General features: G+C 71.1%; 14 protein-coding genes and 1 pseudogene. 7 read left to right on the top strand and 8 right to left on the bottom strand.

The window, feature by feature from the left end; genetic code table 11:
- Positions 1 to 147: 147 nt before the first annotated feature.
- Complete coding sequence (locus tag ACFVJX_RS26575; protein ID WP_384135223.1) at positions 148 to 1,077, bottom strand: slipin family protein; 930 nt, start codon at positions 1,075 to 1,077, stop codon at positions 148 to 150.
- Between the two features lie 271 nt (positions 1,078 to 1,348).
- Here ACFVJX_RS26575 and ACFVJX_RS26580 point away from each other — a divergent pair, with 271 nt between their 5' ends.
- Positions 1,349 to 1,696, top strand: coding sequence for a hypothetical protein (locus tag ACFVJX_RS26580; protein WP_384135226.1), 348 nt, complete (start codon positions 1,349 to 1,351; stop codon positions 1,694 to 1,696).
- A gap of 80 nt (positions 1,697 to 1,776) precedes the next feature.
- Here the strand turns inward: ACFVJX_RS26580 and ACFVJX_RS26585 are convergent, their stop codons facing one another.
- Both ACFVJX_RS26585 and ACFVJX_RS26590 read right to left on the bottom strand, forming a co-directional pair.
- A complete protein-coding gene (locus tag ACFVJX_RS26585; RefSeq protein WP_384135229.1) occupies positions 1,777 to 2,472 on the bottom strand; it encodes a class I SAM-dependent methyltransferase in 696 nt (231 codons plus the stop codon).
- 309 nt (positions 2,473 to 2,781) lie between these two features.
- Positions 2,782 to 3,900: an ADP-ribosylglycohydrolase family protein gene (locus ACFVJX_RS26590; RefSeq protein ID WP_384135232.1), complete on the bottom strand. Its 1,119-nt coding sequence runs from the start codon at positions 3,898 to 3,900 to the stop codon at positions 2,782 to 2,784.
- Between the two features lie 75 nt (positions 3,901 to 3,975).
- On the opposite strand from ACFVJX_RS26590, the pseudogene ACFVJX_RS26595 reads away from it, so the two are divergent.
- Positions 3,976 to 4,321: pseudogene (locus ACFVJX_RS26595) on the top strand (DUF6343 family protein).
- On the opposite strand, the gene ACFVJX_RS26600 reads toward ACFVJX_RS26595, so the two are convergent.
- Positions 4,290 to 4,925, bottom strand: coding sequence for a TetR/AcrR family transcriptional regulator (locus ACFVJX_RS26600; RefSeq protein WP_384135235.1), 636 nt, complete (start codon positions 4,923 to 4,925; stop codon positions 4,290 to 4,292). The pseudogene ACFVJX_RS26595 and the gene ACFVJX_RS26600 sit on opposite strands and share 32 nt — an antisense overlap.
- A gap of 156 nt (positions 4,926 to 5,081) precedes the next feature.
- Here ACFVJX_RS26600 and ACFVJX_RS26605 point away from each other — a divergent pair, with 156 nt between their 5' ends.
- From ACFVJX_RS26605 to ACFVJX_RS26615, 3 genes are read left to right on the top strand one after another with little or no spacing between them, the layout of a single operon-like run.
- The gene (locus ACFVJX_RS26605) at positions 5,082 to 6,044 is read left to right on the top strand and encodes an alpha/beta hydrolase (protein WP_384135238.1); all 963 of its coding nucleotides are present in this window, start codon (positions 5,082 to 5,084) and stop codon (positions 6,042 to 6,044) included.
- Positions 6,045 to 6,066: 22 nt separating this feature from the next.
- A complete protein-coding gene (locus ACFVJX_RS26610; RefSeq protein WP_384135240.1) occupies positions 6,067 to 6,525 on the top strand; it encodes a hypothetical protein in 459 nt (152 codons plus the stop codon).
- 42 nt (positions 6,526 to 6,567) lie between these two features.
- Positions 6,568 to 7,389, top strand: coding sequence for an NAD(P)-binding domain-containing protein (locus ACFVJX_RS26615; protein WP_384135243.1), 822 nt, complete (start codon positions 6,568 to 6,570; stop codon positions 7,387 to 7,389).
- A gap of 35 nt (positions 7,390 to 7,424) precedes the next feature.
- Here the strand turns inward: ACFVJX_RS26615 and ACFVJX_RS26620 are convergent, their stop codons facing one another.
- The 3 genes from ACFVJX_RS26620 to ACFVJX_RS26630 form a co-directional block, all read right to left on the bottom strand.
- On the bottom strand, positions 7,425 to 7,784 hold the full coding sequence (locus tag ACFVJX_RS26620; protein WP_384135246.1) for a tetratricopeptide repeat protein: 360 nt from the start codon (positions 7,782 to 7,784) through the stop codon (positions 7,425 to 7,427).
- 66 nt (positions 7,785 to 7,850) lie between these two features.
- Positions 7,851 to 8,453 (bottom strand): dephospho-CoA kinase, encoded by a 603-nt coding sequence (gene coaE, locus ACFVJX_RS26625; protein WP_384135249.1) that lies wholly within the window; start codon positions 8,451 to 8,453, stop codon positions 7,851 to 7,853.
- A gap of 141 nt (positions 8,454 to 8,594) precedes the next feature.
- On the bottom strand, positions 8,595 to 9,533 hold the full coding sequence (locus ACFVJX_RS26630) for a PAC2 family protein (RefSeq protein ID WP_384135252.1): 939 nt from the start codon (positions 9,531 to 9,533) through the stop codon (positions 8,595 to 8,597).
- 339 nt (positions 9,534 to 9,872) lie between these two features.
- Between ACFVJX_RS26630 and ACFVJX_RS26635 the strand changes: the two genes are divergently transcribed.
- Positions 9,873 to 10,841: a right-handed parallel beta-helix repeat-containing protein gene (locus tag ACFVJX_RS26635; RefSeq protein WP_384135255.1), complete on the top strand. Its 969-nt coding sequence runs from the start codon at positions 9,873 to 9,875 to the stop codon at positions 10,839 to 10,841.
- Between the two features lie 94 nt (positions 10,842 to 10,935).
- On the opposite strand, the gene rpsA is transcribed toward ACFVJX_RS26635, so the two are convergent.
- A complete protein-coding gene (gene rpsA, locus ACFVJX_RS26640; protein ID WP_384135258.1) occupies positions 10,936 to 12,456 on the bottom strand; it encodes a 30S ribosomal protein S1 in 1,521 nt (506 codons plus the stop codon).
- A gap of 398 nt (positions 12,457 to 12,854) precedes the next feature.
- On the opposite strand from rpsA, the gene ACFVJX_RS26645 reads away from it, so the two are divergent.
- Positions 12,855 to 13,709 carry a class I SAM-dependent methyltransferase gene (locus ACFVJX_RS26645; RefSeq protein WP_384135261.1) on the top strand — a complete coding sequence of 285 codons (855 nt, stop codon included), beginning with the start codon at positions 12,855 to 12,857 and terminating at the stop codon, positions 13,707 to 13,709.
- The last annotated feature ends 15 nt before the right edge of the window (positions 13,710 to 13,724 follow it).

Below are 13,724 nucleotides of genomic sequence, written 5' to 3' on the forward strand. Positions count from 1 at the left end.
CGGCCGACGGCGGCGTGGGGCCGGACACCTGGGCGGCGCAGCAGGCCGGCCGCTGACGGACCCGGGGGGGGGGGGGGGGGCCGGCGGCCCCCCCCCCCCCCCCCGGCTGGGACGAGGGGGCGGCGGACGGCCTGCGGTAGGGCTCTGTCAGTGACTGACGAACGGCTTCGAACCGTTGAGCCCGGAGGAAGGCTCGGGCTCCTGCGGAGGCGCCGCGTCCGGAGGCGCCGCGTCCGGAGCCCTCGCGACCTTCGGCGCCTGCGCCCCGGTCTCCCCGCGCTCCCCGGTCTCCCCGGGCTGCGGCTGCGGCTGCGGCGTCGGCTGCGCACGCTCCAGGAAGCGGAGCAGCTCCACCGGGAACGGCAGCACCAGGGTCGAGTTCTTCTCCGCGGCCACCGCCACCACGGTCTGGAGCAGCCGCAGCTGGAGCGCCGCGGGCTGGGAGGACATCTCGGCGGCGGCCTGGGAGAGCTTCTTCGACGCCTGCAGCTCCGCGTCCGCGTTGATGACCCTGGCGCGCCGCTCACGGTCCGCCTCGGCCTGACGAGCCATGGAGCGCTTCATCGTCTCCGGCAGCGAGACGTCCTTGATCTCCACCCGGTCGATCTGCACGCCCCAGCCGACCGCTGGGCTGTCGATCATGAGCTCCAGGCCCTGGTTCAGCTTCTCCCGGTTGGAGAGCAGATCATCGAGATCGCTCTTGCCGATGATCGAACGCAACGACGTCTGCGCCATCTGCGAGACGGCGAACCGGTAGTCCTCCACCTCGACGACCGCGCTCGCGGCGTCGACCACCTTGAAGTAGATGACCGCGTCCACCCGCACCGTGACGTTGTCCCGGGTGATCCCGTCCTGGGCCGGGACGGGCATCGTCACGATCTGCATGTTGACCTTGCGAAGCCGCTCCGCACCCGGGAGCACCATGGTGAAGCCCGGCCCCCGGATGTCGTTGCGGAGCCGGCCGAACCTGAGCACCACACCCCGCTCGTACTGCTTGACGACCCGGGCGGCGGCCACCGTGTAGGCGACGCCCGCCAGGGCCACCACTACCAATGCGACCAAGAGATCCTGGACCATGACGGCCCCCTGCCAGCCGGAAACACCGAGCACTCGCCGCTCGGACACCCGCTCATGCACTGCATGCCCATCGGGCTCTATTACCACGATATGCCCGGTTTCGACACCGGTCGAGCCTCTGTCCGGCCGACCGTCGCCCGCCCGGCCGTCTCCCGGATGCCGGGCCGTCGGGCAGCGGGCAGGGTGACCAGCGTCAGCACGTACCCGTGGCGTACGGGGCGCGTGACGGAGTGCGTACGGATGTGCCGGACGAGACAGACGAGGACAGCCCATGCCCGTGATCGACAACCGACGCCGCCGTCTCGGCATCGCCGCCGGTACCGCGCTCCTGACCCTCACCGTCGCGGGCTGTTCGAGCCTCGGGCGGACCGCCGTCGGTCCGGTCACCTACACGACCGAGCGGGAGGCCGTGATCATGGTGAACAGCCCCTCGGTGCGGGGCTGCCACCAGCTCGCCCCCGCGGGTGCCAAGGAAGTGGAGAACGGCACCCTGATCGACATCATCCTGTACCGGACCAGGGACTGCACCGGGCCCGGTACGACCTACCTGGCCACCACGCTCACCGACCAGAAGGCGCCCGACTCCCTGCCCTGGCGCAGTTTCAGCACGGTGCACTGATCCGGCAGCTTCAGCACGCGGTCCACTGATCCGGGGCGCGCAGCCCCGGCGGTCCCGCACCGGGTGGCGGGACCGAGCCGCTATCCGGGTACGGTCCGCACCCAGACGCCGTCGTCGGTGAGATAGCGGTCAACCCGAAGACCTGCCGCGGCCAGATACCCCTCGAACTGCTCCTTCGACAGCGGCCGCGCCAGGAACGTCTGCGTCCAGCGCGCATCGTCGAAGTCGTACTGGGCGTGCACCGAGTGCACTCCGTCGCCGACCGGCTCCGATGAGACGATGCGGACCGTGTACCCGGACGGGTCGGCCCGCTCGCGCGGCAGTCCGGAGTGGTAGCCCTCCCCCTCGCGCTGGATGAGCACCACCCCGCCGTCGCGTACGTACCTCCGGCAGGTCCGCAGCAGTCCCTCCCGCACCCGGTGGTCGCCCGAGTGCACCAGGAACGACGCCAGCATCACCACGTCGAACGTCTCGTCACCCAGGTCGAGGGACTCGATGGGGCTCCGCACCGTACGCGCGCCGTGCACCTGCTCCAGCATCTGGGCCGACTCGTCCACCGCCGTGACCTCGAAGCCGCGCCGGACCAGGGGGTGGGTCACCCGGCCCGCGCCGCAGCCCAGTTCCAGAATGCTCGATCCGGCGGGGACCGCCGCGGCGATCACGTCCGGTTCGTCACCGACGGACAGCCGGGTGTACAGCTCCACCGCGCAGCCGTCGGGCGTGATCTCGCCGGGTCCCGTCCCTGAATAGCCCTCACGTACCAGTCGTCCGCTCATACTTCCCCGAACGAACGGTCCGTGTCCGGCGTTCCTCTCCGGCTCGCGCCCCGCGCTCACACGGACCGGCGTGCGACCAGCGCGGCGCCGAGGTATTGGAGGTCGGCGGGGTGAGCGGGGTGAGCCGGGGAGCGGCCGGTCAGCCAGTACTCCGGCAGACGTCGGCCGGCCGGTACGGTCCGGGCGGCCGTCCGGTGCGGGCGCCCCTCCAGTGCGGACGGCAAGATCGACGGGGCTGAGGCTCGACGCCGCGACCATGGCCGCGCCGCGTGCCGAGCCGCCCACCGACTGGGTCCGCGGCCCGCACTTTCAGTACGCCGGGTAGCGCTCGCCCGGCCAGTCGGGAGCGTGCTCGAACTCCAGGGACAGGTCGTCGGCCACCTCGGCGATCACCGCCCGGCCCTCCGTCAACACCAGCCAGGACGGCGGCAGGTGCACCTCGCCGTGGTGGGCGCCGAGGAGGTTGCCACAGACCGCGCCGGTGGAATCGCTGTCGCCCGAGTGGTTGACCGAGAGCAGCAGCGACTCCCCCACCTGTTCGGCACGCGGCAGGACCAGGGCGCAGTACACGGCGATGGCCAGGGCCTCCTCGGCGACCCAGCCCGCGCCGAGCGACTCCACCCTCTCTGCGCTCGGCGCGCCCTGCGCGGCCAGTTCGACGGCTCGGCGCAGGGCGGCGGTCGTCTCCTCGTGCCCGGGGTGGCGGGCCAGCAGTTCCATGGCCCGCAATACGGACCCGGGCAGGGAGTCGCCCTCCAGGAGATGGGCGACGATCGCGGCCAGCGCGCCCGCCGCGTAGGCGCCGGTGAGGTGGCCGTGGGTGATCTGCGCACAGCGGGCGGCCAGTCCGAAGCCGGCGGCCGCGTCCTGCCCGGTCAGTCCGAAGGGGGCGGAGCGCATCACGGTGCCGCAGCCCTTGGAAGCGGTGTTGACCGGTCCGGGTACGCCGAGCGGGGCCCACGGGTCGGGGACGTGCCCGGCCGTGAGCCCGGTCAGGCAGGCGTTGCCGGGGGCCCGTCGCGCGTACAGCCAGCGCTGCTGCCTGAGCCGGCCGGTGCGGACGAGGTCCTCCTCGTCGCGGGGCGGCGGTGCGGGATGGTTCTGGGTGTCCAGCCAGCGCAGGTAGGCGTTCTTGACGATCGCGATCTCGGCACCGCCGATCCCCTTGGACATGGCCCGGGAGTGCGCCCTGATCAGGCCTTCGGCCGTGAAGAGCGTCATCTGGGTGTCGTCCGTGACCCGCCCGATGACCCCTTCCTCATCGGCTGTGAGCCCGCGTACGCCCTGCTCCCCGTGCGCCCGCCGGATGCCCGCGAGCGACAGGAACTCCACCGGATTGCCCAGCGCGTCGCCGATCGCCCCACCCAGCAGACATCCGCGTACCCGGGCCCTGCGGACGGAGCCGTTCCCCCATGCTGTGCCGTTCACGACCGGTGCCCCTCTCTCGTCGCTCCGCCGCGTTCCCGCGGTCGCGGGTCCATGCTGGGTAGGGGAGGCGATGCCATGCGTACCGGAAGCGAACCGACGACCGCACGCAGTCCTCTGCGGATGCGGCTCTGGCTGAGTCTATGGGGCCTGGCCTGGGCCGTCTTCGGCCTGACCGCCTTCATCCTGGCCGGCCGGCCGGGTTGGGCCACTGCCTGCGGGGTGCTGCTCGTCCTCGTCCTGGCTGACCTCGCCATGATCGTCCACCGCTTCCGCCAGGGCTCGCGCTACCAGCCGGACCGGGCGCCCACCGGATCCCGGTCCCGGGGCGGCGACAGGGGTCGGACCCCCCGGTGATCCCCGGCCGTGGCCCCTCGGTGTGACCACGGCGATCAGCCTCCGGAGCGGGCCGCCCGCTCCTTGATCCCGCCGAGCACGGTGTCGAGCATCCGGTCGAACTCCGTCAGGGATCCGAACCCGGTCATGAGGGGGGTGAGGGCGGCCATCGCCGGGTACGCCGTGGCGTCGAAGGCGGGCACGGCGCTGGGATCCTCGGTGAGGCGCGCAAGCAGGTGTCCGTTGAGGAAGCCGAACAGCACCATGGGCGCGTCCGCGACCGTCTGGTCGGGCAGACCGTCCGCCCGCATCGCGGCGGTGAGTTCCTCCAGGGCCGAGACGGCCACCGGCGAGGTCTGCGCGCGCGTCACCAGGAGCGGGAACACCCGGGGGTGCCGGTAGGCCATCTCCCGGTAGCCGTGCGCCGTCCGGCGGGCGATCCCCTCCCAGCCGTGCGTGTCGTCGTCCGTGGGGGGCGCCACCTCGGCGAGCACGGCCTCGGACATCGCGTCCAGCAGCGCCGCCTTGCCCTTGATGTGGTGGTAGATGGACATCGGGTCGACCTCGAGTTCCGTCGCGAGCCGCCGGACCCCGAAGCTCTCCAGTCCGTCGCGGTCGACCAGCGCGACGGCGGCGGCTGCGATGCGCGCACGGTCGAGCCCCGCCGAGGTGCCCCGGGTGCGTCTGGCCACGTCCACTCCTCTCCCCGTATCTGCCTGCCCTGCGAAATCCGCCCCGCACAGAATCCGCGCCTTGCGAAATCTACACCGTAGAAACTATCGTGCGGAACGCAAACCTACGCCGTAGATTTCACATTGCCGGTCCACGGGCCCGGCCGAGGAGGAGACATGAGCGAGGTCACTGCCACCGAGCGGCCGGCGGAGCCGGACTGGGCGGCGCTGACGGCCGAGGGACTGGTCACCTACCGCGAGGCGGAGAACCGCTTCCGGGCATCCGGTGCGGCGCGCACGCTCCTCGGACATCCGGACCCCGGCGCCACCACCGGCTGGCAGGACGTGGCGCTGCCCGGCCGCGAACTCCCGGTCCGGGTCTACCGGCCGGCCCCCGCGCACGACGCCGAGGACGAAGACCGGGCCGGGCTGCCGCTCGTACTGCATGTGCACGGAGGCGGTTTCGTGGGCACGGCGGCACAGTGCGACTGGACCAACAGCCATCTCGCCGCCCGACTGCCCGCGCTCGTCGTCTCGGTCGAACACCGCCTCCTCGCCCCGGGGACTTCGCTGTCGGCGGCCGCCGACGACGGCTGGGACGTGCTCCGGCACGTGGTGCGGCACGCCGGGCAGTGGGGCATCGACCCGGCGCGCACGGCCGTCTTCGGAGAGAGCTGCGGCGCGCTGATCAGTGCCCTTTCGGCGATCCGGGCCAGGGAGGCCGGTCTGCGGCTCAGGGCGCAGGTACTGGTCAACCCCGCGGCCGATGTGACCGGGACGATGTTCGACTACGCCTCGATCGCCGAGTACGGATACAGCCCGACCCCCGCCGAGCCGCTGCTGCGCTTCATGCAGGGGCTCTCCGTCCCGCCGGGGACCGACGCCCGTGCGCTCTCGCCGCTGTACGCCGACCACCTGGGCGGGCTGGCCCCCGCTCTCGTGGTGGTGCCGACCCGGGACGCGTTGGCCGATCACGGCCGCCGCTACGCCGAACGGCTGCGGGCGGCCGGTACGGCGACACAGCTCACCGAATACCCCGGAGCACGGCACGCCTTCCTCACCCTGCCGGGCGTGGAACCGCAGGCCGAGGCCGCGCGGGCGGAGATCCTCGGGTTCCTCCGGGACTCCCTCGCCGCATGACCGGAACGGAGAAAGAACCCCGATGACGAAGACACACCACGAACGACGGGCAATCGGCGCGATGCTCACGGGACTTGGGCTCACCGTCGCCGCGACGGTCCTCCCCTACGCCGACCGCGCCACCACCCATCTGCTGGCCGACCACATCCGGGCCGGCTACCCCTCGTACACCCAGGAGCGGGTCGACTCGGCGGTCAGCACCTATCTGGTCCTCCTGTCCGTCACCGGGGCGCTCGGCGTCGTCGCCTGGCTCTGGGCACTCCGGGCAGTCAAGGCGGGCAAGCGGTGGGCCCGCCCCGCCGTGACCGTGATGTCCGTGCTCGCCGTCGGCATCGGGCTGACCGGGCTGCTCACCAGGGACACCTCAGGAGAGACCGGCCTGCCGCCGGCACTGGGGTGGGCCGGGCTGGCGCCATGCCTGGCCGCGCTCCTGGCGGTCGTGTTCCTGTGGAGGCGACCGCGGCTTCCGGGACGGGACTGAGGAGGGCGGCGCGGTGGACCGCACACGATGGAGGACGCGGCAGTGAGACGCATCGGCATCATCGGAGTGGGCGAGATCGGCCGGGCCGTCGTGACGGGCCTGTGCGGCGGGGGCGAAGGGGCGCCGGAGGTGTTCCTCTCACCCCGGGGGGCCGACACGGCGGCGGAGCTGTCCGCGCGCTACCGGACCGTACGGGTCTGTGCCGACAACCAGGAGGTGGTTGACCGATCCGAGCTGTTGGTCATCGCCGTACGCCGCCGGGCCCTGCGGGAGGCACTTGCCGGCCTGCGGGTGGACAACGACAGACTGGTGGTCAACGTGATGGCCGGCGTCGGCGGCGACGAACTGCGCCGGCTGCTCGCCACCGGGGCGCCGATGGTGCGTGCCATCCCCCTGCCCGCCGTTCGCGAACGCGGCTCCGTCACGGTGACGTGCCCTTCGCACCCGGAGGTGGACTCCCTCTTCGAGTATCTGGGCGGGGTGCTGCCGGTCGCGGACGAGGCGGCCTTCGACGTCTTCTCCGCACTGACGGGGACGCTGACCACCCATTACTCGTACCTCGCCGCGCTGACATCCTGGGCGGCCGGCCAGGGCGTCGCCGAGGACGACGCCGACCGCTATGTCCGCGGACTCTTCCAGGGCGTCGGCCGTGCCCTCGGCGACGGGACCCGCTCCCTGCACCGGCTCGCCGCCGACCACGAGACCCCGGGCGGAAACAACGAACGCATCCGCACGACGTGGTTCGGCCCTGCCAACTCCGAGGCCCTCCACAAGGCCCTCGACGGCCTCCTGGCCGATCTGGACCAGCCCTCGATGCCGCCCGAGGACCCACCGCGTCCCGACGACCGGACCGGCCGGGGATGAGGTCGTAGGGCTGTCCCGTGGGCGCCGCACCATGATCAATCGAAGCGGGCGGCCCTGAGGTACTCCGGATTGGGGTCGAGCGCGGCCGCCAGCCGGAAGTGGCGGGTGGCGCGCTCGGGATGGCCGGCCCGCTCGAAGGTGCGGGCCAGTGCGAAGTGCGCGAACGCGTTGTCCGGTTCCCGTTCCAGGACGAGCTCGAATTCGAGCTCGGCGGGGCGCAGTTGGGCGGCCGCGAAGAAGGCACGGGCGCGCAGCAGCCGCGCGGCGGTGTTCTCCGGGTGGGAGGCGATCACCGAGTCGAGCAGTTTGACGGCACCCCGGGGATCACGCGCGGCCAGCAACTGCTCGGCCGCACGGAAGTCTATGACGTGGGTTTCCGGGTTCCTCTCGGGCACAGTCGCATCCTTCCCTCGGCCACCTCGGTGTGAACGTCGCCCCGGCGCCCGGTATTCCGGCCCGGGTCAGCTCGCAGCGGCGCGCCGCACCAGTTCCGACCAGACCTCAAGGACCTGCGGCTCAAGGGCTTCGACCGGCCCGTCGTTGTCGATGACCAGGTCCGCGACGGCGAGGCGCTGTTCGCGGGTGGCCTGCGCGGCCATCCGGGCACGGGCGTCCGCCTCCGTCATGCCGCGCAGCCGGACGAGGCGGTCGAGCTGGGTCTCGGGCGCGGCGTCGACGACGACGACCAGGTCGTAGAGGGGGGCAAGGCCGTTCTCGGTGAGGAGGGGGACGTCGTGGACGACCACGGATCCGGGGCCGGCGGCCCGTTCCAGTTCGGCGGAGCGGGCGCCCACCAGCGGGTGGACGATCGCGTTGAGCGTGGCGAGCCGTTCGGCGTCGGCGAAGACGATGGACCCGAGCTTCGGCCGGTCCAGGGTGCCGTCCGGGCTCAGGACCTCGGTGCCGAACGCCTCGACGACGGCGGCGAGCCCGGGGGTGCCGGGCTCGACGACCTCGCGGGCGATCCGGTCGGCGTCGACGAGGACGGCTCCGTGGCCGACGAGCAGCCGTGACACTTCGCTCTTGCCGGCGCCGATACCACCGGTCAGGCCCACTTTCAGCATGGGCGGCAGCCTAGTGCCCGGACGTCGGAGGGCGGACCGGACCCCTGCGTCCCCGTGCCGGAACGGACGGGGGCGCGGGGCTCCGGCCCGGGTGACAGCGGTCGGCCGTCACCGTCCCGTTCGGCCGGAGAGTGCCGGGCGTCAGCTGTCGCCTTCCCGTTCGGCGAGGAAGCGCTCGAATTCGAGGCCGATCTCGTCGGCGGACGGCAGGTCGACCGGCTCGGCGACCAGATTGCCCCGGGTCTCGGAGCCCGCCACCGCGTCGTACTGGTGCTCAAGGCCCTCGACGAGCGTGACGAGCTCCTCGTCGCCCTGTCCGATCTGGCGGTCGATCTCCGTCTGTGTGCGGTGCGCCTCGGTACGCAGTGCGTGGGCGATGGCGGGCAGGACCAGCCCGGTCGCGGCCGTGATCGACTCCAGTGCGGTGAGCGCGGCGTCGGGGTACGCGGAGCGGGCGACGTAGTGCGGTACGTGGGCGGCGACACCGAGCACATCGTGCCCGGCCTCCATCAGCCGGTACTCGACGAGCGCCTCGGCGGAGCCGGGCACCTGCGCCTCGTCGAAGAGGCTGCGGTGGCCCGGCATGAGGTCGGTGCGGTTGCCGTGCGGGGTGACGCCGACGGGGCGGGTGTGCGGGACGCCCATCGGGATGCCGTGGAAGTTGACCGCGAGACGCACGCCGAGCCGTTCGACGATCTGCTCGACGGCGGCTGCGAACCTCTCCCACTCCACGTCGGGCTCCGGTCCGGACAGCAGCAGGAACGGTGCCCCGGTCGCGTCCTGGACCACCCGGACGTCGAGCGTCGGGGTCTCGTACGCCGACCAGCGGTCACGCTTGAACGTGAGCAACGGGCGCCGTGCGCGGTAGTCGACGAGGCGGTCGTGGTCGAAGCGGGCCACCACCTGGTGCGGCAGCGATTCGAGCAGACCGTCGACGATCTGCTCACCGGTCTCACCCGCGTCGATGTATCCCTCGAAGTGGTAGAGCATGACCAGGCCGGCCGACTCCTGGGCAAGCGCCATGTCGACGACAGCCAGGCCCTTCGGGTCCCATTCGTACAAACTCTGCGGATCAGGCACGGTTACCGCTCCTCCTTGTGTTCCTGAAGAAGAACGCCCCGAGGGGCACGAGCATTCCCTCCCGTGCCCCTTCACATGGTGTTTACCCAAGTACCCACGCGTGCAGGCGATGGCGGGGCCGGATCCTGGCAAGGGCGTGTCACGTGCCGTCAGTTGCTCACGCACCCCGCGCGTTTCGGTGCGTTCGCCCTCCGCCCGCAGCCCTCACGGCAATGGTCCAGACCTTGACACGGCATCGCCCCGTCCCTACCGTCACTGGGCAGCACGTTCAGAAACTCGCCCCATGTTCATGTACAAGAACTCCGAGCGTCCTGAACCCCTGACGGGAAGGCACCCCCCATGCGCACCCGCACACTGCTCCCCGCCCTGCTGGCCACCGCCCTCGCCACCGGCGCTCCGGCCCTCGCCTCGGCCTCGACCACGAGCACGGATGCCGCAGCCGTCATCGAGGTGGCCACCGCGGCCCAGCTCAAGTCGGCACTCACCGCGGCCGGTCCGGGCGACACGATCCACCTCGCGGACGGCACGTACACCGGCAACTTCAAGGTGACCGTGGCCGGCACCGCCTCCGCGCGCATCACCCTGACCGGTTCCCCCGGGGCGGTTCTCACCGCCGGCGGCGGCTACGGGCTCCACCTCAACGGCGCCGCGTACTGGACCGTGAAGGGCATCACCGTCTCCGGCGGGCAGAAGGGGATCGTGGCCGACAGCGCCGACGGGGTCGTCATCGACTCGGTGACCGTGCACGATCTCGACATGGAGGGTGTCCACTTCCGCATGTCCAGCAGCGACGGCGTCGTCAGGAACTCGCGGATCTACGACACCGGGCACGACGGCCGCGGCATGGGCGAGGGCGTCTACGTCGGCACGGCGGGCGACCTCTCCGACAACAGCGACCGGGTCCAGATCCTGGACAACACGATCGGCCCGGACGTCGGCGGCGAGAACGTCGACATCAAGGAAGGCACCACGAGCGCCCGGATCGTCGGCAACACCTTCGACGGCAGCGGGCTGACCGGGGCCAACTACGACGACTCCTGGGTCGACGTGAAGGGCAACGACGTACTGGTCGAGGGCAATCACGGCTCCCGTACGACCAACAACGGCTACGAGACGCACACCCAGCAGAGCGGCTGGGGCTGCGGGACCGTCTTCCGGGACAACAGCTCCGACCTGTCCGGCTCGACGGGCGACAAGCAGCTCGCGTTCAACGTCACCAACTACGGCACGAGCTGCCCCACCACGGTCCACGGCAGCAACACGGTGACCGGCGGCAAGGGCCTGACCAACATCGACGTCACCCCGTAGAGCCCGCCGGGGAAAGGAGTGAGGCCCGCCCCCCGAAGGGAGCGGGCCTCACTTTCAGCTACTGCAACCGATGACCGGCCGGAGAGTCAGAGCTTCAGCTCTGGCCGCCCGCCAGCTTCTCGCGCAGGGCAGCCAGGGCCTCGTCCGACGCCAGGGCGCCGGAGTTGTCCGCGGACTCCGAGGAGTACGAGCCGCCACCGCTGCCACCGCTGCCGCCCGAGGCAGCCGGAGCGCTGCCGGCCGGGGCGGCAGCGCCCTCGGCAGCAGCGGCCTCGTCGGCCTCGCGGGACTTGATGACCTGGGCCTGGTGCTGCTCGAAGCGCGTCTGCGCCTCGGCGTACTGCGTCTCCCAGACCTCGCGCTGAGCCTCGAAGCCCTCGAGCCAGTCGTTGGTCTCGGGGTCGAAGCCCTCGGGGTAGATGTAGTTGCCCTGGTCGTCGTACGACGCGGCCATGCCGTACAGGGTCGGGTCGAACTCGACCGAGGCCGGGTCGCCACCGAAGGACTCGTTGGCCTGCTTCAGCGAGAGGCTGATGCGACGGCGCTCGAGGTCGATGTCGATGACCTTGACGAAGATCTCGTCGTTGACCTGGACGACCTGCTCCGGGATCTCCACGTGGCGCTCGGCCAGCTCGGAGATGTGGACCAGACCCTCGATGCCCTCGTCGACGCGCACGAACGCGCCGAAGGGAACGAGCTTGGTGACCTTACCGGGAACGACCTGCCCGATCTGGTGCGTCCGGGCGAACTGCTGCCACGGGTCTTCCTGCGTCGCCTTGAGCGACAGGGAGACGCGCTCGCGGTCCATGTCCACGTCGAGAACCTCGACGGTGACCTCCTGGCCGACCTCGACAACCTCGGAGGGGTGGTCGATGTGCTTCCAGGACAGCTCGGAGACGTGCACGAGACCGTCGACGCCACCCAGGTCCACGAAGGCACCGAAGTTGACGATCGAGGAGACGACGCCGGAGCGGACCTGACCCTTCTGGAGGGTCGTGAGGAACGTCTGGCGCACCTCGGACTGGGTCTGCTCGAGCCAGGCACGGCGGGACAGGACCACGTTGTTGCGGTTCTTGTCCAGCTCGATGATCTTGGCCTCGAGCTCCTTGCCCACGTACGGCTGGAGGTCGCGGACGCGGCGCATCTCGACGAGCGACGCCGGGAGGAAGCCCCGGAGGCCGATGTCGAGGATGAGACCACCCTTGACGACCTCGATGACGGTACCGGTGACGATGCCGTCTTCTTCCTTGATCTTCTCGATGGTGCCCCAGGCACGCTCGTACTGAGCGCGCTTCTTCGAGAGGATCAGGCGGCCTTCCTTGTCCTCCTTCTGGAGAACCAGGGCCTCGATCTCGTCGCCGACCTTGACGACCTCGTTCGGGTCGACGTCGTGCTTGATCGAGAGCTCGCGGCTCGGGATGACACCTTCGGTCTTGTAACCGATGTCGAGGAGGACCTCGTCGCGGTCAACCTTGACGATGACACCGTCAACGATGTCGCCGTCGTTGAAGTACTTGATCGTCTCGTCGATCGCCGCGAGGAACGCGTCCGCGTCGCCGATGTCGTTGACCGCAACCTGCGGAGTGGTGGCGGTGGTCTCGGTGCTGCTCGTCATGTGGGAAAGGGCTCCGGTACGGACAGTGAGTCGAAGTTACTGCTACGCCGTGAGCCCGTATCGCCTCTGCAGAAGCCGGACAGCCTGAGAGGCGCCGAAATCCCGCGGGCGGGAGGCGCCTCGTGAACCGAGGGGACATACAACAGATGCGAGCGCGGCCTGCTAGGTCTGAGGCGCGCAGGCTCGCAGCGCAACTTGTAGCATACGGGGGCAGCAGGGCAGGGTCAATGCGCGAAGGCGCACACCAGGGGCGGAACGCCCCATACCCGGCACAACTCGTGTTCACCGAGGCCACATCGGCCCCGACGGCGTCCCGGACACACGGGTTCCCTACCCACAGAACCCCTTGGTACGTACCGCGTACGGCGGGGTGAAGGCAAACTACAGCGACGGGCACGATGAGCCAAGAGATCCACCCGACCGAACCCGCCCGACCCGCCCGACCCGCCGAACCCGCCGGACCCGAACCCGAGGCGACACGCCGCGGCGCGGGCGGGGCCGAGAGCAGCCGGGCCAACCGCGGCTGGTGGGACCGCAACGCCGACGAGTACCAGAGCGACCACGGCGGTTTCCTCGGCGACGACCGCTTCGTCTGGGGCCCGGAGGGGCTCGACGAGATGGAGGCCGGGCTCCTGGGCCCCCTGGACGACCTGAGCGGCCTGGACGTCCTGGAGATCGGGGCGGGCGCGGCGCAGTGCTCCCGCTGGCTGGCCGCCCAGGGCGCCCGTCCGGTCGCGCTCGACCTCTCCCACCGCCAGCTCCAGCACGCGCTACGGATCGGCGGCGACGTACCGCTGGTCGAGGCCGACGCCGGGGTACTGCCCTTCCGCGACAACAGCTTCGACCTGGCCTGCTCCGCCTACGGCGCGGTGCCGTTCGTCGCCGACCCGGCACAGGTCTTCCGCGAGGTGCACCGGGTGCTGCGCCCCGGCGGCCGCTGGGTCTTCTCCGTCACGCACCCCATCCGCTGGGCCTTCCCGGACGAGCCCGGGCCGGAGGGCCTGTCCGTCGCCGCCTCCTACTTCGACCGCACCCCTTATGTGGAGCAGAACGAGCGGGGCGAAGCGGTGTACGTGGAGCATCACCGCACGCTCGGTGACCGGGTCCGGGACGTGGTGTCGAGCGGATTCCGCCTGGTCGACCTGGTGGAGCCCCAGTGGCCCGCCTGGAACAGCCAGGAGTGGGGCGGCTGGTCGCCGCTGCGCGGCAATCTGATCCCCGGGACCGCGATCTTCGTCTGCGTACGCGACTGAGTCACCGGCCGGTGC

This window comes from Streptomyces sp. NPDC127177 (assembly GCF_042672475.1).
Classification (GTDB): domain Bacteria; phylum Actinomycetota; class Actinomycetes; order Streptomycetales; family Streptomycetaceae; genus Streptomyces.